Genomic DNA, 19,792 nt, shown 5'->3' with positions numbered 1-19,792 from the left:
ACCCCCTCCTGGAGAAGCTGGGCGCCCTGCCCGCCACCCCCCGAGCTGTGCTGACGACTCCTCAAGTCCGGGCGGCGGTCGCCGGTTCCCTCGACGCGGGCGAGATCTGGGACGAGGACGCGCTCGACGCCGACGAGCTGGCCGAGACCGTCCTCACTCTCGTACGCGACGCGGAACTGGCCCCCGGCGACGAACCCTGGCTCGGCGCCCTGGCCCTCCCCGACGAGGAGGGTGAGCCCGCTCCCGCCGGTGAACTCGTCCTCCCCGGGAGCCCGTTCGCGCAGATCATGCGGGAGGGGGAACTCGCCCTCGCCGACCAGGAGTTGGCCGACCGCTGGGGCGAGGGGCCGCTGACCGCCTGCGGGGTCCTGGCGACCTTCGCCCTTGTCCGGGCCACCGACGTCGTCCTCGACCCGGACGAACTGGAGCCCCGTGACAGCGACTTCGCCGAACCCGACGACGCCGGGCTGCTGGACGCCGTCGACGTCTGGTGCGAGGACCTGCTCGACCAGCTGCCCGAGACGCCCGTACCGCCGGTCGCCACCGAGATCGTCGCCGTACGGGACCTGGACCTGGTCGACGACGACGCCTGGCCGCAGGCGCTCGCGATGCTGGCCCAGCCGCCCCTGCGCGACGCGCTGACGCAGCCGGTGCGGGTGCTGCTCCCGGACGGCACGACGCAGTCCGTGCGCGCGTACACCGCGTGGTGGCTGCGCGACCACCCCGTGCTGGACGGACGCCGTCCGGCCGGACTCCGCTCGGCGGGCGGCGACCCGCTGCTGGCCGGGCTGTACGACGCGGTGGACGCGACCGGCTTCGACGACGCCCAGGTGCTGCGGGCCCTCGGGGTGCGCACCTCGGTCGCCGCCCTCCTGGACGAGCCGGGCGGCGCGGCCGAACTGCTGGGCCGCCTCGCCGACGAGGACCGCCCCGTCACCCCCGTACAGCTGCACGCCCTCTACACGGCCCTCGCCGAACTGGACCCGGATCAGGTGACGTTGCCGGACGAGCTGCGCGCGGTGGTGGACGGGGAGGTCGCGGTGGCCGACGCGGCGGACGCGGTCATCGCGGACGCCCCGGACGTGCTGCCGCTGACGGAGGGCCTGCCCCTGCTCCCGGTCGCCCCGTCCCGGGCCGCCGAACTGGCCGACCTGCTCCAGGTGCGCCGCCTGGGCGAGACGGTCGAGGCGGACGTCACCAGCGAGGGCGAGGAGCACCGCGTACCGGAGTCGGTCCGCGTCCTGCTCGGTCCCGCCACCCCCGACGCGTACATCGAGCACCCCGAACTCCGGGCGGGCGGCGTCGAACTGGACTGGCGCCGCACCCCGGACGGCGTCGTCCACGCCGCCACCCTGGAGGGCGTGGCGGCGGGTCTCGCCTGGGCGGCGGGCCAGTGGCCCCGCCGCTTCGAGGTCGCCGCCCTGCTGGAGGACCCATCGCGTACGGAGGAGCTGGCGCGGGACCGTTGGTTCGACTGAGGGCCGGGCACCCACCGGGGCGTGAACTGCGGCTTCACAGAAAAGTCACAGGCCCGCACAACCGTTCACCTGGTTCGCCTGTCTGTTCCTGTGAGCCAAGAGGCTCATGGACCAGATGGGTCCCGCCGGGCTGACGACACAAGCGCGCCCCGGGACCCCTTCTCCACTTGGGGACACATGCGTATTCGTGCCACCGTGGCCGCCGTTTCCGGCGCCCTGGCCCTTTCCGCTCTTGCTGTGCCGGCCGTCCAGGCCGACGAGAAGCCGGACGCCGGCCTGAGCCTGCCGTCCGGTGCCGAGGTCTTCGGCGCCGAGTCCGGTGCGTCCGCCGCCAAGGCCCGCGCCGCCCGCGCCGCGGAGGTGCCCGTCATCAAGAAGGTCGTCGTCAACGGCGGCAAGGACATCGTGGTGGGCACGAAGTCCAAGCAGAAGTTCACCATCGCGATCACGGCCTCGTCGCCGTCCGGCATCGACGACGCGTTCGCCTACCTGTGGCACGGCCAGTTGGACGAGGTCGACGGCCTCCTCGCTCCCACCCAGGAGGTCGGCAGCTGCAAGGTTTCGGCCGACCCCACCACCTCCACGTGCACCGTCTCGATCACGGTCGACCCGCGGTCCGACGACCTCTACACGAGCAGCCTCGCCGGCACCTGGAACGTCGCCGCCGGAGCGCTCGCGGGCAGCCGCGGCCAGAACGACTTCGTCTGGAACGACCACCATGCCAAGGCCCGGGTCCAGCGGTTCTCCAAGCTGACCGTGAACGCGTCCCCCGAGCCGGTGAAGAAGGGGAAGACCCTCACCGTCACCGGCAAGCTCACGCGGGCCAACTGGGACACCAACACGTACAAGGGCTACACCAACCAGCCCGTGAAGCTCCAGTTCAAGAAGAAGGGGGCCAAGAGCTACACGACGGTGAAGACCATCAAGACCAGCTCCACCGGCACCCTGAAGACCACCGTCAAGGCCTCGGCCGACGGTTACTGGCGCTACAGCTTCGCCGGTACGTCCACCACCCCGGCCGTCTCGGTCGCCGGTGACTTCGTCGACGTGAAGTAACCGCCTCCGCACAGCAGGGCATACGGAAGCCCCCGGGAGGACCACCGTCCTCCCGGGGGCTTCCGTCATGCCCGCGGCCTACATTCCGAAGCGCCGCCCCACCCAGCGCCAGACGAACTCCAGCAGCGCGGCCGCCGCCACCGCGATGGCGACCGCCGTCCACGGCATCGTCGTGCCGACCAGCTTCAGCGCGAAGAAGTCCTGGAGCCACGGCACCACGAGCACGATCAGGAAGCCGAGCCCCATCGCCGCCACCAGGCCGATCCGCCACCAGGTGTACGGGCGGGCGATGATCGCCAGGACCCACATAGCGACCAGGAACAGCGTCAGCGTCGCCGCGCTCGTCTCGGCGTCCAGCGCGCCCTCGCCGCTGTAGTGGTGCCGTGCCACCAGGTACGTGGTGAAGGTGGCCGCCGCCGCGATGACGCCCGAGGGGATCGCGTACCGCATGACCCGGCGGACGAAGTGGGGCTGGGCCCGTTCCTTGTTGGGCGCGAGGGCCAGGAAGAACGCGGGGACGCCGATGGTCAGCGTGGCCAGCAGGGTCAGGTGCCGCGGCAGGAACGGGTACTCCACCTGGGTGCAGACCACCAGGATCGCCAGCAGCACCGAGTAGACCGTCTTGGTCAGGAAGAGCGTCGCGACCCGGGTGATGTTGCCGATCACCCGGCGGCCCTCGGCCACCACCGACGGCAGCGTCGCGAAGCTGTTGTTCAGCAGCACGATCTGCGCCACCGCCCGCGTCGCCTCCGAGCCCGAGCCCATCGAGACGCCGATGTCCGCGTCCTTGAGCGCGAGGACGTCGTTGACGCCGTCGCCGGTCATCGCGACCGTGTGGCCGCGCGACTGGAGGGCGGCCACCATGTCCCGCTTCTGCTGCGGGGTGACCCGGCCGAAGACCGCGTTCTGCTCCATGGCGGTCGCCATCTCGTCCGGGTCGGTCGGCAGCCGGCGGGCGTCCAGCGTGTTCTCCGCGCCCGCCAGGCCCAGCTTTCCGGCGACCGCACCGACCGAGACCGCGTTGTCGCCGGAGATGACCTTGGTGGCCACGTTCTGGTCGGCGAAGTAGGCGAGCGTGTCACCCGCGTCCGGCCGCAGCCGCTGCTCCAGGACGACCAGGGCGGTGGGAGCGGCTCCGGCGGCCGCGCCGGGCGCGTCCAGGTCGTCGCCCTGCACACGGGCCAGCAGCAGCACCCGCAGACCCTGCTGGTTGAGCTGCTCGATCGCGGCGAGGGTCGCGTCGCCCTCGGGCAGCAGGACGTCGGGCGCGCCGAGCAGCCAGGCGGAGGCCGTCCCGTCGGCCTCGGCGAACGCCGCGCCGCTGTACTTGCGCGCCGAGGAGAACGGCATCGCGTCGGTGACCGCCCAGGCAGCCTCCTCCGTCTGCGGGTACGCGTCGATGATGGCCTGGAGGCTGGCGTTGGGCCGGGGGTCCGATGCGCCGAACGTCCGCAGCACCTCCTGGACGTACGCCTCGTCGCTCCCGTTCAGCGGCCGGACCTCCGTGACGTCCATGCCGCCCTCGGTCAGCGTGCCCGTTTTGTCCAGGCAGACCACGTCGACCCGGGCCAGGCCCTCGATGGCCGGCAGCTCCTGCACCAGGCACTGCTTGCGGCCCAGGCGGACGACGCCGATGGCGAAGGCGACGGAGGTGAGGAGCACCAGGCCCTCGGGGATCATCGGGACGATGCCGCCGACGGTCCGGGCGACGGAGTCCTTGAAGTTGTTGTCCTTCACGACCAGCTGGCTGATGATCAGCCCGATCGCCGTCGGCACCATCATCCACGTGACGTACTTGAGGATCGTGCTGATGCCGCTGCGCAGCTCCGAGTGGACGAGCGTGAAGCGCGACGCCTCCTCGGCGAGCTGCGCGGCGTACGCCTCACGGCCGACCTTCGTCGCGGTGAACGCGCCGCCGCCCGCGACGACGAAGCTGCCCGACATCACCGGGTCGCCGGGCCGCTTCAGCACCGGGTCGGCCTCACCGGTCAGCAGCGACTCGTCGACCTCCAGGCTGTCGGCCTCCGCGACCACGCCGTCCACGACCACCTTGTCGCCGGGGCCCAGCTCGATGACGTCCCCGAGGACGATCTCGTTGGTGGAGATCTCGGCGGCGACCCCGTCGCGCCGGACGGTCGGCTTCGCCTCGCCGATCACCGCGAGGCTGTCCAGGGTCTTCTTGGCCCGCCACTCCTGGATGATGCCGATGCCGGTGTTGGCGACGATCACGAAGCCGAAGAGGCTGTCCTGGATCGGCGCGACGAACAGCATGATCACCCAGAGCACGCCGATGATCAGGTTGAACCGGGTGAGGACGTTGGCCCGGACGATCTCGGTGAGCGAGCGCGAGGACCGTACGGGTACGTCGTTGACCTCGCCGCGCGCGACCCGTTCGGCGACCTCGGCGGTGCTCAGACCGTCCGGCCGGTGGGGCGGCGGCGGTGGCTCCATGGGGTGCACGGGGTCGAGTTCCGCCCCCGCGTCGATCATGGCCGGCCGGGAGGGTCCGGGGGTCTCCCCGGAGGAATCGAGTGCCCGCTGCGTCATGGGTCCGACGTTACGGGCGCTCGCGGTGAATCTCCCGCCAGGGGGGCGAAGATCCGACCAGGGGAGGACGAAGACGGTCCCGTGGTCGTACGGAGACGCGGACGGCTCAGGCGGTCCGGTCCGGCCGGTCGCCGCTCAGCGCCTTGTCCGCCGCCTCGGCCCCTGCCGCGTCCTTGACCTCGGCCCGGGCCGCGTGGCGCTTGAGGGCGGCATCGCGGCCGCGCACGTACCAGATCCCGATCAGGCCGAGTCCGGCGCCGGCCAGCGGGGTCCACACCCACCAGGTGTGGCCGCGGTCGGCGAACCAGCCGTAGAAGGGGAGCTGGGCGAGGAAGAGGACGAACCAGAGGATCGTGCCGCCGACGACGGTGGCGACGACGGGGCCCTCCAGGGGTTCGGGCGCCTCGTGCTTCGGTGTCCACTTCTCCATGCGTTCAGTGTATGGGGCCCCGTCCGGACCACCCGATCGGCGGGTGACGAGGCGGTCGGCTCAAGGGTCTACGCGCGGAGATAGCGATCTTCGCTTGATGTATTCATACTGAATCTGCTTTGGGCTGGCTCGAATTGTTCGTTGGAACATCCAAATTCGATCACCTCTCGTCCTTTGCTCCGCCTCCCCTACGTACGACTGAGGTCACCCATGCCCCCCTCGGCCACCGCTCCGGTCGACTCCCCGCCCCCCGCGGCTCCGCAGCCCCAGGGCAGCCTGGACCGGTTCTTCAAGATCTCCGAGCGGGGGTCGACCGTCGCCCGCGAGTTCCGCGGCGGGTTCGCCACCTTCTTCGCGATGGCGTACATCATCGTGCTCAACCCGATCATCCTGGGCAGCGCGAAGGACATGTACGGCCACCAGCTCGACAACGGTCAGCTGGTCACCGCCACCGTGCTCTCCGCCGCCTTCTCCACGCTGCTGATGGGCGTCATCGGCAACGTGCCGATCGCGCTCGCCGCCGGCCTCGGCGTCAACACCGTCGTCGCGCTCCAGCTCGCCCCCCGGATGAGCTGGCCGGACGCGATGGGCATGGTCGTCCTCGCGGGTGTCGTGGTGATGCTGCTGGTCGCCACCGGGCTGCGGGAACGGGTGATGAACGCCGTGCCGAGGTCGCTCCGCAAGGGCATCGCGATCGGTATCGGCCTGTTCATCCTCCTGATCGGCCTCGTCGACTCCGGCTTCGTCTCGCGCATCCCGGACGCCGCGCACACCACCGTGCCGCTCCAGCTCGGCGGCGACGGCCACCTCAACGGCTGGCCGGTTCTCGTCTTCGTCCTCGGCGCGCTGCTGACCCTCGCGCTGATCGTGCGCAAGGTGCCCGGCGCGATCCTGATCTCGATCGTCGCCATGACGGGCGTCGCCGTGGTCATCGACGCGGTGGCGGGGCTGCCCGAGGGGGCGTGGGGCCTGACGACGCCGTCCTGGCCGGGCAATCCGGTCTCGGCGCCGGACTTCGGGCTGCTCGGCGAGGTCAGCCTGTTCGGTGGCTTCGAGAAGGTCGGCTATCTGACGGGCGTGCTGTTCGTCTTCACCGTGCTGCTTTCCTGCTTCTTCGACGCGATGGGCACCATTCTGGGCGTCGGCGACGAGGCGAAGCTGATGGACGAGAAGGGCAACTTCCCCGGCATCAACAAGGTCCTGTTCGTGGACGGCATCGCGGTCGCCTCGGGCGGGGCGACCTCCGCCTCCGCCACCACGTGCTTCGTGGAGTCCACCGCGGGCGTCGGCGAGGGCGCCCGCACCGGACTGGCGAGCGTGGTGACCGGTCTGCTCTTCTCGGTGGCGCTGTTCCTCACGCCGCTGGCGACCATGGTCCCGTCGCAGGCGGCCACTCCCGCCCTGCTGGCGGTCGGCTTCCTGATCATCGCGGGCTCGGTGCGGGACATCGACTGGAGCGACTACACGCTCGCGATCCCGGCGTTCCTCGCGATGGTGATGATGCCGTTCACGTACTCGATCACCAACGGCATCGGCATTGGCTTCGTCGCCTTCTCCGTGCTGCGCCTGGCGGCGGGCCGGGGCCGTGAGGTGCCGATCGCGATGTACGTGGTGTCGGCGGTCTTCGTCTTCTACTACGCGATGCCGGCGCTCGGCCTCACGTGATCGGGTCCCTGGTCACCGTAGGGCCCGTCGGCCCGCAGAGCTTCTCCGTCTCTCCGTAGAACTTCTCCGTCTCCTCGACGGCCACCTTGAAGCGTTCGTCGAAGTCGTCGCGAATGAGCGTCCGGACCACATAGTCCTGGACGCTCATTCCGCGTTTGGCGGCGTGCTGCCGGAGCCGGTCGAGCAGCTCACCGTCTATCCGCAGGCTGAGCACTGTCGATCCCATGTCCAGCAGGGTCCACGCCCCGGAGCGCTCTTTGCGTCACTTTCCGCTTCCAACTCACTCGTTCGGGTGATCGGAATTTACGGGAGGTGTAACCGGGTGGTATTTAGGTTGGGTAATGAGTTACGCTAACAAACATGCCTGACCTGATCCACGACGGCGACAGTGCCGCCGCCGTGAGCTCCCTCCGCTCCGCCGTGATGCTGCTGGGCCGTCGCCTGAAGCACCAGCGTGTCGACGAGTCGCTGAGCCCCACCGAGATGTCGGTGCTCGGCACCCTGGCCCGCTGCGGCTCGGCCACCCCCGGTGAGCTGGCCCGCAAGGAGCACGTGCAGCCGCCGTCGATGACCCGCATCGTCGCGCTGCTGGAGGCGAAGGGGCTGGTCAGGCTGGAACCGCACCCCGATGACCGTCGGCAGAAGAGGGTCAGCCAGACCGAGCAGGCGGAGGCCATGCTCGCGGAGAGCCGCACCAAGCGGAACGCCTGGCTGGCCCACCTCGCCGAGGGCCTGGACGAGGACGAGTGGGAGACGCTTCGGGCCGCCGCGCCCGTGTTGGAGAAGCTCGCCCACCTGTGACCCCACGGGCGCGCCGGCGGTGATCCGCCGGGCCGTATCCCCGGATACGGCCGGACCGGATCACCGCCGGAGCGCCCGTCGTCACGTCCTCGTCGGACCGCACGCCGCAGACGTACGAGGAGATGAACCCTTTTGAGTACGGGACCCGGAGCAGACTCCGCCCCCGCACCGACTTCCACCCACGAGAGCACGACCGGCGGGACCTTCTCGTCGCTGAAGATCCGTAACTACCGCCTGTTCGCCACGGGCGCCGTGATCTCCAACACCGGTACCTGGATGTCCCGCATCACCCAGGACTGGCTCGTGCTGAGCCTGACGGGTTCCGCCACCGCCGTAGGCATCACCACAGCTCTGCAGTTCCTTCCGATGCTGCTCTTCGGCCTGTACGGCGGCGTCATCGCCGACCGCCTCCCGAAGCGGCAGATCCTGCTCGTCAGCCAGGCCATGCTCGGCCTGTGCGGTATCGCGCTGGCCGTCCTGACCCTCTCCGGGGTCGTCGAGGTCTGGCACGTCTACCTGGTCGCGTTCCTGCTCGGCATGGTGACCGTCGTCGACAACCCGGCCCGCCAGTCGTTCGTCTCCGAGATGGTCGGCCCCGCGCAGCTGCGCAACGCGGTCAGCCTGAACTCGGCGAACTTCCAGTCCGCCCGGCTCATCGGCCCCGCCGTCGCGGGTGTCCTGATCACCACGGTCGGCAGCGGCTGGGCGTTCCTGCTCAACGGCCTGTCGTTCCTGGCCCCGCTCGTCGGCCTGCTGATGATGCGGACGAACGAGCTGCACGCCTCGGTCACGGTGCCCCGCGCCAAGGGCCAGCTCCGCGAGGGCCTTGCTTACGTCCGGGGCCGCCCCGAGCTGGTCTGGCCGATCGTCCTGGTCGGCTTCGTCGGCACGTTCGGGTTCAACTTCCCGATCTGGCTGACGGCCTTCGCCGACGAGATCTTCGACGGCGGCGCGGGCATGTACTCCTTCTTCAACATCCTGATGGCGGCCGGTTCGCTGGCCGGCGCACTGCTCTCGGCCCGCCGCCGCTCCTCGCGGCTGCGGATGCTGGTGGCGGCGGGCACGGCCTTCGGCCTGCTGGAGATCGCGGCTTCGCTCTCCCCGTACGTCTGGCTGTTCTCGCTCCTCCTGGTCCCGATCGGCATGCTGGGCCTGACGACGAACATCACCGCGAACACGAGCGTCCAGATGGCCGCCGATCCGGAGATGCGGGGCCGGGTGATGAGCCTGTACATGATGGTCTTCGCCGGGGGTACGCCCGTGGGGGCCCCGATCGTCGGCTGGATCAGCGACACGTACGGCGCCCGCACCGGCTTCGCGGCCGGCGGCGCGATCTCGGTGATCGCCGCCCTGGCCGTCGGCTTCGCCCTCGCCCGCGTCGGCGGCCTCCGCCTGAAGGTCGACCTCCGCCCGGGCCGCCCGCACGTCCGCTTCGTCCCGCGCGAGCAGCTGGCGACGGCGGCGTGAGCCATGCGAAAGGCGCCCTTCCCCGGAGCGGGGGGAGGGCGCCTTTCGCGTGCAGGTCGACCGGGGTGCCGAAGTCCAGGCTCAGCACGCTGCGGTACTCGTCTTCCTTCGGGAGCGTGTGCAGGTGTCAGGTCCCGGTGTACGGGTCGACGATGAGGTAGACGGGGACACAACGACAGGCCCGGCGCCCCGGACCTGCCAGACTCGCGCGTATGAGCAGCAGCGATCCCGGTCGTCCGTCCGTCCGGCGGCTCTTCGCCGCCGTCCTGCCGCCCGCGTCCGCCGTCGCCGAACTCCGTAAGGCTCTCGCGCCGCTCCGCGCCCTGCCCGGGGCGCCGGACCTTCGCTGGACGGGCCCCGAGGGCTGGCACTTCACGCTGGCGTTCTACGGGGAGGTGCCCGAGGACGCCGCGCCGGAGCTGGAGGCGCGGCTGGAGCGGGCCGCGCGTCGGTCCGAGCCCTTCGCGCTCCGCGTGCACGGGGCCGGGCACTTCGGCGGGCGGGCGCTGTGGGCCGGGGCGGCGGGCGGGCTCGACACGCTGCGGCTGCTCGCCGAGCGCGCCGATGCCGCCGCCCGGCGGACCGGGCTGCCGATGGAGGAGCACCGCCGCTACACCCCGCACCTCACGCTGGCCCGCAGCCGGGGCGCGGCGGACCTGCGGCCCTTCGCCGCGGCGCTGGCGGGGTTCGAGGGGCAGCGCTGGGAGGCCGCCGAGCTCACGCTCGTACGAAGTCATCTGCCGGTGTCCGGGGTGCCGGGGGAGCAGCCGCGCTACACGGCGAAGCGGGCCTGGCCGCTGGGCGGGTGAGCGGTGCCGTTACGCTCGAAGGGTGGACCCGAAGACCAGAAACCGCATCATGGCGGCCGTGCTCGTGCTGATATTCGTCGTCGTCGCCGTGGGGGCCGCCCTGGGCGGCTGAGGCCCGGCGGGCCGTCGGGCGGCGACCCACGCCGCTGGGCGGCCCGGCGCGTCCGGGGCGCGTGCTTGCCTGGAGTGGACTCGAAGGAGTTGGCTTGGGCGACATGAAGTACACACAGCTCGGACGTACGGGACTCAAGGTCAGCAGGCTCGTCCTCGGGACGATGAACTTCGGCCCGCAGACCAACGAGTCGGACAGTCACGCGATCATGGACTCCGCGCTCGGCGCGGGCCTGAACTTCTTCGACACGGCCAACGTCTACGGCTGGGGCGAGAACAAGGGGCGTACCGAGGAGATCCTCGGCACCTGGTTCGCCCAGGGCGGCGGCCGCCGCGACAAGGTGGTCCTGGCCACCAAGATGTACGGGAACATGGGCGCCGACGGCGAGGCCTGGCCCAACCACGACAAGCTCTCCGCCGTGAACATCCGGCGCGCGGTCGACGCCTCGCTCAAGCGCCTCCAGACCGACCACATCGACCTGTACCAGTTCCACCACGTCGACCGGAACACGCCCTTCGACGAGATCTGGCAGGCGATCGACGTCCTGGTCCAGCAGGGCAAGATCCTCTACGCCGGTTCGTCCAACTTCTCCGGCTACAAGATCGCCCAGGCCAACGAGCAGGCCGCCCGGCGCGGTTCACTCGGCCTGGTCAGCGAGCAGTGCATCTACAACCTCGTAGAACGCCGCGCCGAGATGGAGGTCATCCCGGCCGCGCAGGAGTACGGCCTCGGGGTCATCCCCTGGTCCCCGCTGCACGGCGGCCTGCTGGGCGGCGTGATCAAGAAGACGACCGAGGGCGGCCGCCGCGCCTCGGGCCGCGCGGCCGACGCCCTGGCAGACCCCGCCACCCGCGCCCAGCTCCAGGCATACGAGGACCTGCTCGACAAGCACGGCCTGGAGCCCGGCGAAGCGGCCCTGGCCTGGCTGCTGACCCGCCCCGGCGTCACGGGCCCGATCGTCGGCCCGCGCACCGCCGAGCAGCTGGACAGCGCGCTGCGGGCACTGGAGCTGGACCTCCCGGAGGCGGTGCTCACGGGCCTGGACGAGATCTTCCCGGGGCCGGGTCCTTCGCCGGAGGCGTTCGCCTGGTAGGTCTGTAAGGACGGGAGAAGTTGTAAGGGCAGGAGAAAGGGCCTCCCGTCGCTGTGACGGGAGGCCCTCGGCGGGGCGTGGGCCCGGCGCGCCACGGTCAGAACGGCATGTGGCCGCGGGCACGGCGGCCGGCCGAGCCGCTGCGGCCGACGGCCTTGGAGCTGCTCCGGAACGGCTTGCTGAAGATGCGGCCCAGGACTCCGGGGGCTTTGCCACCCGCGCGGGAGCCGAGGCCCAGCGTGCGCTGTGTGCCGCGTTCCGGGTGGCGCGAGAGGCGCGGCACGAGGAAGGCGAGTACGAGGAGAACGGCGCAGACGGCGACTATTCCGACGACCATCATGATGAATCCTTTTCCTGGTGCTGCGGTTGGCGGGTGGTGTCTGCCACGCGTGCCCGGGCATCGGTACCTGAACCCTCCGGGCTGTGGCGTTGTCCGCGCGCGGGGGACGGGTCCGGTCTGATCGGGAGAAACCCGGGCAGGAGATGCTGGGCCGGGCCCGGGGGTGACCGCCCGGCGAACGACGACGGACGAAGAAAAGGGGAGGGACGCAACGATGTCTCCGGTGACCGAGAAGTGGGGCGAGGTCCTGCGCACGCATCTGGCTCTCGGTGAGGAAGGGTCGTCCGTCCGGGCCGCCGCCGCGTTCTCCGCCGAGGCCGGGTTCTTCGCCGTCGCGGGTCGGGGTGACGAGGACGGGTGGCCGTACTTCCGCTCGGCGTCGCCCGGCGCGGAGGGCACGGACGATGTTGAGGCCCTGTGCACCGTGTGCGCGGAGGCCGTCCACCCCCGGGGTCTGCGGATCGCGGGCACGCTCTGGCAGCGGGAGAGCCGCGAGGTGGTCTCCGACGTCGTCACCGGGAGCGAGCTGGAGCTCGCCCTGCTGCGGGAGGGCGACCGCGCGATGTGGGTCGTCCGGGCGGCGCAGGGCGTCTGCACGTTCGTGCTGGTGGACGGGGACAGCGAGGCGAAGGTCTCCGAGGCGCGGTCCCTGGCGCTGGACTTCGACTCCTTCCTGGTCGGGCAGGGGTACTGAGTCCGGGTCGTACGGGTCCCCGTTCCTGGTCGGTCGGGTGCGACCGGTTCGGTTTCCGGTCGGCGGGCGCCACCGGTGCTGTTCCGGGTCGGCCGGGAGCCACTGGTCCCATCCGCAGGTGGCCGGGCGCCATCCGCCCCGTCCGCGGTCGGCTGGGTGCCGCTGGTCCCGTCCCCGGCCGGGGCCCGGTCATCGGTCCCGCCGGCCGGCCCCCGTGCCGTGCACCGGCGGCTCCGGCTCCTCGTCCGTCAGCTCGGGCTCCAGGCCCTGCGACACCTCCGTGCGCGGGCGGCCCGCATCGCTCCGCCAGGCCTCGAAGGCCCAGCCGGTCAGGACGACGACCGCCCCGCCCAGCAGCCATCCGCCGATGACGTCGCTGAACCAGTGGACGCCGAGCGCGATCCGGGTGAATCCGACGCCCAGCACGGAGATCCCCGCCGCCGCCCAGCACAACCCGCGCCACCGGGGCGGCACCAGCGGCAGCAGGACCAGCAGCAGGACGGCGCACGACGTGGTGGCCGTCATCGCGTGGCCCGAGGGGAACGAGTAGCCCGGCGCCTGGGCCACCGGGTCCTGGAGCGAGGGCCTGGCCCGCTCCACCACGACCTTCACCAGCACCCCGATCAGCGCGCCCCCGATCGCGGTGGTCGCCGCCCAGGCGGCCAGCCGCCATGCCCGCCGGTACAGCAGCCAGCCGATGAGCAGGGCAACCGCGATCCGCAGTGTCGCCGGGTCCCACAGCCAGTCCGACAGGAACCGCAGCGTCGCCGTCCACCCTGGATGCTCCAGCGCCACCTCGTGCAGCCGGCGGGCGGCTCCCGCGTCCAGGCGCAGCAGGGGCGGCCACGCCCCCTCGACGAGGACCAGAAGCAGACCGAACGGCACCGCCGCGGCCGCGCCGGCCCCGACGGCCACCAGCAGGCGTACGCCCAGACGGCGGTCGGCGCGGCCGGTCCGGTCCTGGCCGGCGTTCCGGGCGGCGGGGTCCGGTTCCGGCGCGGGGGGTTCGGTAACAGGTCGTGGCACGTCATGCTCCGGGGTCGGCGGTGATCGGTCCGGGCCTGCGGGCGCGGGCCGCCTCCAGCTGGGCGGCGAAGGCCAGCCCGAGGAAGAGGGCGATGGAGGTGAGGTAGGCCCACAGGAGCAGCGACATGAACGCGCTCAGCGGGCCGTAGACGGTGTCGAAGGAGCCGCTGATACGGAGGTAGAGGCTCAGGAGCCAGGTCAGCGCCGTCCACACGACGAGGTAGAGGGCCGCTCCGAAGGCCAGCCAGGTGTAACCGGGCTGCTTGCGGCGCGGGGACCGGCGGAAGATCGCGCTCGCCGAGACGAGTGCGAGCAGGAAGCCCAGCGGCCAGCGCAGCAGGTCCCAGGTGTTCCGGGCCGTGTCGCCGAGACCGTACACGGAGGCCGCCGCCGAGACGAGTTCCCCGCCGGCCACCATCATCACGGAGCCGATGCCGAGCGGGATGCCCGCGCTCAGGGCCATCACCAGCCCGCGCAGGTACTTGAGGTGGAAGACGCGGTCCCGCTCCACCCCGTAGATCCGGTTGGCGCCGCGTTCTATCTGGCACATCGCGGTGGTGACGTTGGCCACGGAGAAGGCCAGCCCCAGCCAGAGGGCGACCTCGGGGCCGTCGCCGTCGCTCTGCTGGTTGCGGTTCAGGGCGTCGTCCACCACCTCGGCGCTGGGGCCCTCGCTGATGCCGTGGATGGTGAGTTCGGCGAGCCGTCCCACGTCCTCCGTGTGCAGCTCGGCCGAGAGACCGACGAAGGCGATCACCAGCGGGATGATCGCCAGGATCGTCTGCAGGGCGAGCGCGCGGGCGTGGCTGAAGCCGTCGGCGTAGCGGAAGCGCACGAAGGCGTCCCGCATCAGCGGCCAGCGGCCGTACCGGCGCAGGGCGGCGAGCGCCTCGTCGCCGGACAGTTCGTCCCCGCTCATGTCACGGGTCACCGGGACCCGGGTCGCCGTCCCCATCAGCGTTCCCGTGCCGGGAGCATGACGGTCAGGGCGCCGGGCCGCACCTCCGCCGTGAGGCGCAGGCCGGGGCCCACCGGGTCGCCGTCGACCTCGCGCGGCTGCGGCCGGGCGAAGGCTAGCTCGGCGCGGCGGAAGGTGTGGAACTCGACGGGGCCGCCGTCGCCCGTGCCCGCGCTGGCCACGCTTTCGCCGCCCGCGCCCCGGCGCTTCGCGCGCAGCAGCACCCCCGCAGCGCGGAGCCAGCCTCCCGCGCCCCGGGGGTCGAACACCGCGAGGTCCAGCAGGCCGTCGTCGGGCTTCGCGGCGGGGACCGGGGCCGCGCCCGCCTGGACCGTGCCTATGTTGGCGACGAGGACCATCCGGGCGGTGCGGCGCAGCTCCGGTCCGCCGTCGAGACGGGCGGTCAGCCGCATCCGGGGAGCGCGCAGCCCCTTGGCCCCGGCAAGGACGTACGCGGGCCAGCCCAGGACCGACTTGGCCCGGTCGGAGGTCTCCTCCAGCATCGCCGCGTCCAGCCCCGCCCCGGCCATCGCGGTGAAGTGGACGGCGGGGAACCCGTCGCCCCCGATCCGGCCGAGGTCCAGGGCACGGGGTTCGCCGGTCAGGCCAGCCGCGAGGGCTTCGGCGGGACGGAGCGGCAGGTGCAGGTTGCGAGCCAGCAGATTGCCGGTGCCGGACGGTACGAGAACCAGCGGGACGCCCGTACCGGCCAAGGCGTCCGCGACCGCCCGGACCGTACCGTCGCCGCCGCAGACCACGATCAGCTCCGCCCCGGCGCGCAGGGCCTCGGCGGTCTGGCCGCCGCCGGTGTCCTCGGCGGTGGTGTCGACGAACGGGGTCTCGCGGTAGCCGTGTTGCGCGAGGACCAGGCGCAGCTGCTCCTGGGTGGCCCGGTCGGTCACCGTCGGGTTGACGACGACGGTGACCAGCTTCCGTGCCGGGGCGGACTGATCTTCGGCGGCGGCCACGGCGATGCGCATGGCGTCGGCCGGGGGCCGGCCCGCCCACGCGTGCCCGGGGAGCACGGCCCGGCCCACGACGAGCAGCGACAGCGCGCCGTTCGCCAGCCCGCCGGCCACGTCGGTGGGGTGGTGCATGCCCCGGTAGACGCGCGCCAGTCCCACGAGGAGCGGGAGGAGCAGCAGGAGCGCTGCGAGGGGCTTGCGCCACGGGGCCCGGACCCGGGACAGGACCAGGACGGCGAGCCCGGCGTACAGCGCGGTGGCCGCTCCGGTGTGCCCCGAGGTGTAGCTCGATGTGGGCGGGGAGTCGTCCATGCGCTCCACGTCCGGGCGGGTCCGGTCGACGGAGACCGTGGTCAGGACGAAGACCGCCGACTGGAGGGAGACCGCGGCGGCGAGGAAGACCGCCTCGCGCCACCGGGGCAGCCGGGGAACCAGGACCAGCGCGAGGCAGGCCAGCAGGGTGAGGCCCACCACCGTGGCGGTGTCACCCAGGGCGGAGGCGATCGAGGAGGCCGTGTCGAGGGCGGCGGTGCGGGCGTCTTCGAGCGCCTCGACGGCCGCGTCCTCCGCGGTCATCGGCCACAGCTCCCGGGCCGGCCCGGTGATCAGCAGCCCGAATCCGGCGATGACGGCCGCCTGGCAGACCGCGAAGGCCCCGATCCGGGCCGCCGCCCGGGGGATGCCGGTGGAGAGGGCGGGGGAGTGGCCGGGGCGCGGGCGAACGGGCGCTCCCCGACGACCGCTCCGACCGGTCCCGTCGTTCCCGGCGGCGCCCGTGGACCGGCCGCTGCTGCCGGTCGCCGTGGAGATGGTGGTGGTGCTGTCGGCTGCCACGGACGGGCCGTTCCCGCCGACTTCCGCAGCCCCGCCGTTCCTGTCGGCTTGTGCGGGGCGGCCGCTGCTGCCGGCCTCCCCGGTCCCGCTCGCGTCTCTCGCCGGCACGCTTGGGCCCATCGTTTCCCCCACGTCTGCTCCGCCGCCCGGCGGTTCGGGGGAGACCATTTCTCCCTCGGCGATACGCCGTATGCCCTGTCGTGAGCGGGTCAGACTTCCGCCCCGGTGATCTCCGCCTCCGCCCCTTCGCGGGCCAGGGCCCGGAGAGCGGCACGGCCGCAGTGATGGAACGGCCCCTCTCCGGCAGCTGCGTGATGTCGACCTGGCCGGCTGAGGACCTCGTCACAGGGGTCGGTGACGCTGATGGTGATCTCGCCGCAGCTCGGCGTGCAGACGAGGAAACAGTCCCGGGACAGGTCCGCTCGTGCCGGTCGGGCCGTCCGAGGCTTCGGCACCAAGACGCCGGGGGCATCATGCGCTGGATCGGGATGCCCGCTCCTGGTGCCCCGGGGCCCGGCCGCCATGCCTCCCCTCCGCCGCCACGTTCGGGGACCGGGCCGTACGGGGATCGCCTTCCCGTCCGGCCGACGCCTCACCCGCGGCGCGCGAAGCCGTCCAGCGCCGCCAGCACCGCCCGCCGGGTCTCCGTGCCGCCCATGTGGCCCGCGTTGTCGATGATCGTCAACGTGGCGTCGGGCCAGGCCCGGTCCAGTTCCCAGGCGGTGATCAGAGGGCCCGCGAGGTCGAAGCGGCCGTGGATCAGGGCGGCCGGGATGCCGGCCAGGCGGTGGGCGCGGGCCAGGAGTTGGCCCTCCTCCAGCCAGGCCCCGTGGGCGAAGTAGTGGGAGCAGATCCGGACGAGCGCCAGCTGCTCGCGGCCCGGACGGCTGCCGTACGGGGGCGGGCCCGGGACGGCCTCCATCGACAGGACCGCGTCCTCCCAGGCGCACCAGTCCGCCGTCGCCTTCTCCCGTACGGCGGCGTCCTCGCTCTCCATCCGGCGGGCGTACGCCGCGACCAGTCCTGCCGGGTCGCTCGTCTCGGGGACGCCCGCGCGGAAGGCGGCCCAGGCCTCGGGGAAGAGCCGGCCTGCACCCCGGTAGAGCCAGTCGATCTCGCTGCGGCGGGTCGTCGTCACCGCCGGGATCACCGCCTCCGTGACCCGCTCCGGGTGCTCCTCGGTGTACGCCAGGATCAGCGTCGAACCCCAGGAACCCCCGTACAGCAGCCACGTGTCGATGTTCAGGTGGACCCGCAGGCGCTCCATGTCGGCGATCAGGTGGGCCGTCGTGTTGTGCCGCATGTCCGTCGCCGGATCGCTCGCGTGCGGCGTCGAGCGACCGCAGCCCCGCTGGTCGAAGAGGACCACCCGGTAGCGGGCCGGGTCGAAGTACCGGCGGGAGCGGGGCGTGCTGCCCGAACCGGGGCCGCCGTGCACCACCAGGGCCGGCTTGCCGTCCGGGTTGCCGCACACCTCCCAGTACACGAGGTTGCCGTCCCCGACGTCCAGCATGCCGCTCTCGTACGGTTCGATCGGCGGATACAGCGTGTCGTCCGGTGTCCGGACCATCCCGGGGCCTCCCTCGTGAGTCGGCCGGACAGCCTACGGCAGCGGCGTAGCCTGGACGCCGTGAACGCTGATCCCCGGGTCCTCGCCGTCATCGACGATCTGCTGTCCGCCGCCCCTCCCGGCGAGCGCGGCGCGCTGTGGCATCTGGCTGAGCCGGGGCGGGAGTTGGACGCCAATCTGGTGCGGCTGCCACCCGGCGCCGAGGTCGGTGAGCACCAGGAGGACGTGCTCGATGTGCTGCTTGTGGTGCTGGAGGGGGCGGGCCTCCTGAGGGCGGGCGGCCAGGTCCTGGACCTCGCGCCCGGCACCGTTCTCTGGCTGCCCCGCACCTCACGGCGCGCGCTCACCGCCGGGCCGGACGGGCTCGCGTACCTCACCGTCCACCGCCGCCGCCCCGGCCTCGCGATCAAGCCGCCGAGCGGGGCGAACGAAGGCGGCGAGGGGCCCTGCATGCTGGACCGGGTCTGTCCGGAGTGCGGGCGGCTCTCGCCGGACCCCGCGCCGGTGTTCTGCAGCCGGTGCGGGGAGCGGTTCCCGGAGCGGTGAGCCGGAGCCGGGACGCGCGCGTACCACGGTGAGCCGGGCGGGGCCGGGAGGGCCCCACTCGCTCAGTACCCCTCGCACTCCGTCAGTTCCGGCCGCCCCGGCGGGTTCTTGTCGCCCACCAGCCCCGACAGGTTCTCCTTGTACATGTCCTCCCACACCCGGCCGGCCAGGATCGTCCGGAGCGCCGAGCACACCTCGCGCTTCAGCGTCGGGGTCCCCGGCCGCATCGCCACGCCGTAGCCCTCCGCGCCCTGGATGTTCTCCAGCCGTCGCACCTTGCCCGGGTTGGCCTCGACGTACCCGGCGAGAATGATGTCGTCCGAGGCCACCGCGTACACGTCGGACTTCGGGTCCAGCAGCTTGTCCAGGCAGTCCTGGTAGGTGTTGGGCTGGGACTCGGCCATGGTGAAGCCCTGTTTCGGCAGCGCCTTCTCGTACGTCGACTCCCGTGCGGTGCACACCTCGACGCCCAGGTCCCGCAGATCGCTGGAGTCGTTGATCGTGTACTTCGCCGACTTCTCGCGGACCAGGAAGCCGCGGCTCGCCTCGTAGTACGGGCCCGCGAAGTCGACGCTGTAGCCGTCGGGGGCGGCCGTCTTGCGGTCGTCGGTGATGCTGTAGGAGGCGATGACCAGGTCCACCTGCTTGGTCTTCAGCGCGGTGGACCGGTAGTCCGTGGCGACCGTGGTGAAGGCGACCTCGCCCTTGCCGTACCCCATGGACTCGGCGATCGCGTAGGCCAGGTCGATGTCGTAACCCCGGTACGTACGCGTCTTCCTGTCGAACTTGCTCAGCCCGGGCTGGTCGTCCTTGACGCCGATCTCCAGGGTCGGGTGCGTGTCCTTCCACCGCTCCTGGCTCCCGCTGCCGGCCTGCCCCTCCGCCGAACCGGACCTCCCGCCCTGCTCGCCGTCCTCGCCGTCGCCCCGCGCGGCCAGCCAGCCCGCCCCGGCCAGCAGCGCCACGCACACGACGGCCGCCGCGACCTGCCACCCCCGGTACCGGGAGCGCCGCCGCCCGCTCGCCGCCGGAGGCGCAACGGCCGCACGCAGTGCGGGCGTCGGAGTCGTCGGGGGGGCCGGCGTGGAGACCGCCGTGGGCGGATGCGTCGCCGCGCCCGCCGCGCCGGCGTCCGGCGATGCGGGGTCGTCGAGCACCTCGCGGAGCATCGCCTCCGCCGTGGCCGCGTCCAGGCGCTCCCGGGGGTCGGTGATCAACAGCCCCTGGATGACGGGGGCGAGGGGGCCGGCGTACCGGAGGACGGGTTCGGGGGACTGCCGGATGTTCTCCTGGACCTCCCACACCTCGTGCCCGGCGAACGGCACGCGGCCCTCGACCGCCTCGTACAGCGTGACGCCGAGCGCCCACAGGTCGGAGGCGGGCATGGGGCCGGGGGAGGCG

At 72.3% G+C, this 19,792-nt stretch carries 17 protein-coding genes and 1 pseudogene; 9 read left to right on the top strand and 9 right to left on the bottom strand.

Annotated features, from left to right (window positions below; translation table 11 throughout):
- Positions 1 to 1,478: pseudogene (locus tag D3105_RS21005) on the top strand (sacsin N-terminal ATP-binding-like domain-containing protein); the annotation flags it as partial.
- A gap of 177 nt (positions 1,479 to 1,655) precedes the next feature.
- Entirely contained in the window at positions 1,656 to 2,534 is an 879-nt protein-coding gene (locus D3105_RS21000; protein ID WP_165891052.1) for a calcium-binding protein, read from the top strand.
- Positions 2,535 to 2,612: 78 nt separating this feature from the next.
- On the opposite strand, the gene D3105_RS20995 is transcribed toward D3105_RS21000, so the two are convergent.
- The gene (locus tag D3105_RS20995) at positions 2,613 to 5,081 is read right to left on the bottom strand and encodes an HAD-IC family P-type ATPase (RefSeq protein WP_118904645.1); all 2,469 of its coding nucleotides are present in this window, start codon (positions 5,079 to 5,081) and stop codon (positions 2,613 to 2,615) included.
- A 106-nt stretch (positions 5,082 to 5,187) separates the two neighbouring features.
- Positions 5,188 to 5,511, bottom strand: a complete 324-nt coding sequence (locus D3105_RS20990) for a DUF2530 domain-containing protein (RefSeq protein ID WP_118904644.1) — start codon at positions 5,509 to 5,511, stop codon at positions 5,188 to 5,190.
- 210 nt (positions 5,512 to 5,721) lie between these two features.
- On the opposite strand from D3105_RS20990, the gene D3105_RS20985 reads away from it, so the two are divergent.
- On the top strand, positions 5,722 to 7,176 hold the full coding sequence (locus D3105_RS20985) for an NCS2 family permease (RefSeq protein ID WP_118904643.1): 1,455 nt from the start codon (positions 5,722 to 5,724) through the stop codon (positions 7,174 to 7,176).
- Here D3105_RS20985 and D3105_RS20980 read toward each other — a convergent pair.
- A complete protein-coding gene (locus tag D3105_RS20980; RefSeq protein WP_065487828.1) occupies positions 7,169 to 7,402 on the bottom strand; it encodes a hypothetical protein in 234 nt (77 codons plus the stop codon). The two genes, D3105_RS20985 and D3105_RS20980, sit on opposite strands and share 8 nt — an antisense overlap.
- A gap of 134 nt (positions 7,403 to 7,536) precedes the next feature.
- On the opposite strand from D3105_RS20980, the gene D3105_RS20975 reads away from it, so the two are divergent.
- The 4 genes from D3105_RS20975 (at position 7,537) to D3105_RS20960 (ending at position 11,458) form a co-directional block, all read left to right on the top strand.
- On the top strand, positions 7,537 to 7,977 hold the full coding sequence (locus D3105_RS20975; protein ID WP_006126571.1) for a MarR family winged helix-turn-helix transcriptional regulator: 441 nt from the start codon (positions 7,537 to 7,539) through the stop codon (positions 7,975 to 7,977).
- A gap of 132 nt (positions 7,978 to 8,109) precedes the next feature.
- Positions 8,110 to 9,444: an MFS transporter gene (locus tag D3105_RS20970; RefSeq protein WP_118904642.1), complete on the top strand. Its 1,335-nt coding sequence runs from the start codon at positions 8,110 to 8,112 to the stop codon at positions 9,442 to 9,444.
- A gap of 212 nt (positions 9,445 to 9,656) precedes the next feature.
- Entirely contained in the window at positions 9,657 to 10,253 is a 597-nt protein-coding gene (thpR, locus tag D3105_RS20965) for an RNA 2',3'-cyclic phosphodiesterase (protein ID WP_118904641.1), read from the top strand.
- Between the two features lie 215 nt (positions 10,254 to 10,468).
- Positions 10,469 to 11,458, top strand: coding sequence for an aldo/keto reductase (locus D3105_RS20960; protein ID WP_097878482.1), 990 nt, complete (start codon positions 10,469 to 10,471; stop codon positions 11,456 to 11,458).
- A gap of 97 nt (positions 11,459 to 11,555) precedes the next feature.
- Here the strand turns inward: D3105_RS20960 and D3105_RS20955 are convergent, their stop codons facing one another.
- Positions 11,556 to 11,798, bottom strand: coding sequence for a DUF6411 family protein (locus D3105_RS20955; protein WP_118904640.1), 243 nt, complete (start codon positions 11,796 to 11,798; stop codon positions 11,556 to 11,558).
- A 214-nt stretch (positions 11,799 to 12,012) separates the two neighbouring features.
- Between D3105_RS20955 and D3105_RS20950 the strand changes: the two genes are divergently transcribed.
- On the top strand, positions 12,013 to 12,492 hold the full coding sequence (locus D3105_RS20950; RefSeq protein WP_118904639.1) for a hypothetical protein: 480 nt from the start codon (positions 12,013 to 12,015) through the stop codon (positions 12,490 to 12,492).
- A gap of 189 nt (positions 12,493 to 12,681) precedes the next feature.
- Here D3105_RS20950 and D3105_RS20945 read toward each other — a convergent pair whose 3' ends face one another.
- The 4 genes from D3105_RS20945 to pip all read right to left on the bottom strand — a co-directional run bounded on the left by D3105_RS20945 (position 12,682) and on the right by pip (position 17,845).
- On the bottom strand, positions 12,682 to 13,518 hold the full coding sequence (locus tag D3105_RS20945) for a phosphatase PAP2 family protein (protein ID WP_118904638.1): 837 nt from the start codon (positions 13,516 to 13,518) through the stop codon (positions 12,682 to 12,684).
- A gap of 1 nt (position 13,519) precedes the next feature.
- Entirely contained in the window at positions 13,520 to 14,473 is a 954-nt protein-coding gene (locus D3105_RS20940; protein ID WP_118904637.1) for a YihY/virulence factor BrkB family protein, read from the bottom strand.
- On the bottom strand, positions 14,473 to 16,122 hold the full coding sequence (locus tag D3105_RS20935) for a diacylglycerol kinase family protein (protein WP_240646975.1): 1,650 nt from the start codon (positions 16,120 to 16,122) through the stop codon (positions 14,473 to 14,475). Before D3105_RS20935 ends, D3105_RS20940 begins: the two co-directional genes overlap by 1 nt.
- A gap of 745 nt (positions 16,123 to 16,867) precedes the next feature.
- On the bottom strand, positions 16,868 to 17,845 hold the full coding sequence (pip, locus tag D3105_RS20930) for a prolyl aminopeptidase (protein ID WP_118904636.1): 978 nt from the start codon (positions 17,843 to 17,845) through the stop codon (positions 16,868 to 16,870).
- 60 nt (positions 17,846 to 17,905) lie between these two features.
- Here pip and D3105_RS20925 point away from each other — a divergent pair, with 60 nt between their 5' ends.
- Positions 17,906 to 18,391: an AraC family ligand binding domain-containing protein gene (locus D3105_RS20925; RefSeq protein WP_118904635.1), complete on the top strand. Its 486-nt coding sequence runs from the start codon at positions 17,906 to 17,908 to the stop codon at positions 18,389 to 18,391.
- Positions 18,392 to 18,453: 62 nt separating this feature from the next.
- On the opposite strand, the gene D3105_RS20920 is transcribed toward D3105_RS20925, so the two are convergent.
- A partial coding sequence (locus D3105_RS20920) for a transporter substrate-binding domain-containing protein (protein WP_118904647.1) occupies positions 18,454 to 19,792 on the bottom strand: 1,339 nt, incomplete at its 5' end.

The organism is Streptomyces globisporus (assembly GCF_003501885.1).
Classification (GTDB): Bacteria; Actinomycetota; Actinomycetes; order Streptomycetales; family Streptomycetaceae; genus Streptomyces; species Streptomyces globisporus_D.
Note: the sequence above shows the minus strand (reverse complement) of the source record. Positions and strands in the feature narration are given on the sequence as shown.

What these genes read in the sequence shown, in the direction of transcription:
- D3105_RS20960 (WP_097878482.1), top strand. Translation starts at nt 10,469, where the DNA reads ATGAAGTACACACAGCTCGGACGTACGGGACTCAAGGTCAGCAGGCTC.
- D3105_RS20940 (WP_118904637.1), bottom strand. Translation starts at nt 14,473, where the DNA reads ATGGGGACGGCGACCCGGGTCCCGGTGACCCGTGACATGAGCGGGGAC.
- D3105_RS20980 (WP_065487828.1), bottom strand. Translation starts at nt 7,402, where the DNA reads ATGGGATCGACAGTGCTCAGCCTGCGGATAGACGGTGAGCTGCTCGAC.
- D3105_RS20995 (WP_118904645.1), bottom strand. Translation starts at nt 5,081, where the DNA reads ATGACGCAGCGGGCACTCGATTCCTCCGGGGAGACCCCCGGACCCTCC.
- pip (WP_118904636.1), bottom strand. Translation starts at nt 17,845, where the DNA reads ATGGTCCGGACACCGGACGACACGCTGTATCCGCCGATCGAACCGTAC.
- D3105_RS20950 (WP_118904639.1), top strand. Translation starts at nt 12,013, where the DNA reads ATGTCTCCGGTGACCGAGAAGTGGGGCGAGGTCCTGCGCACGCATCTG.
- D3105_RS21000 (WP_165891052.1), top strand. Translation starts at nt 1,656, where the DNA reads ATGCGTATTCGTGCCACCGTGGCCGCCGTTTCCGGCGCCCTGGCCCTT.
- thpR (WP_118904641.1), top strand. Translation starts at nt 9,657, where the DNA reads ATGAGCAGCAGCGATCCCGGTCGTCCGTCCGTCCGGCGGCTCTTCGCC.
- D3105_RS20975 (WP_006126571.1), top strand. Translation starts at nt 7,537, where the DNA reads ATGCCTGACCTGATCCACGACGGCGACAGTGCCGCCGCCGTGAGCTCC.
- D3105_RS20985 (WP_118904643.1), top strand. Translation starts at nt 5,722, where the DNA reads ATGCCCCCCTCGGCCACCGCTCCGGTCGACTCCCCGCCCCCCGCGGCT.
- D3105_RS20955 (WP_118904640.1), bottom strand. Translation starts at nt 11,798, where the DNA reads ATGATGGTCGTCGGAATAGTCGCCGTCTGCGCCGTTCTCCTCGTACTC.
- D3105_RS20990 (WP_118904644.1), bottom strand. Translation starts at nt 5,511, where the DNA reads ATGGAGAAGTGGACACCGAAGCACGAGGCGCCCGAACCCCTGGAGGGC.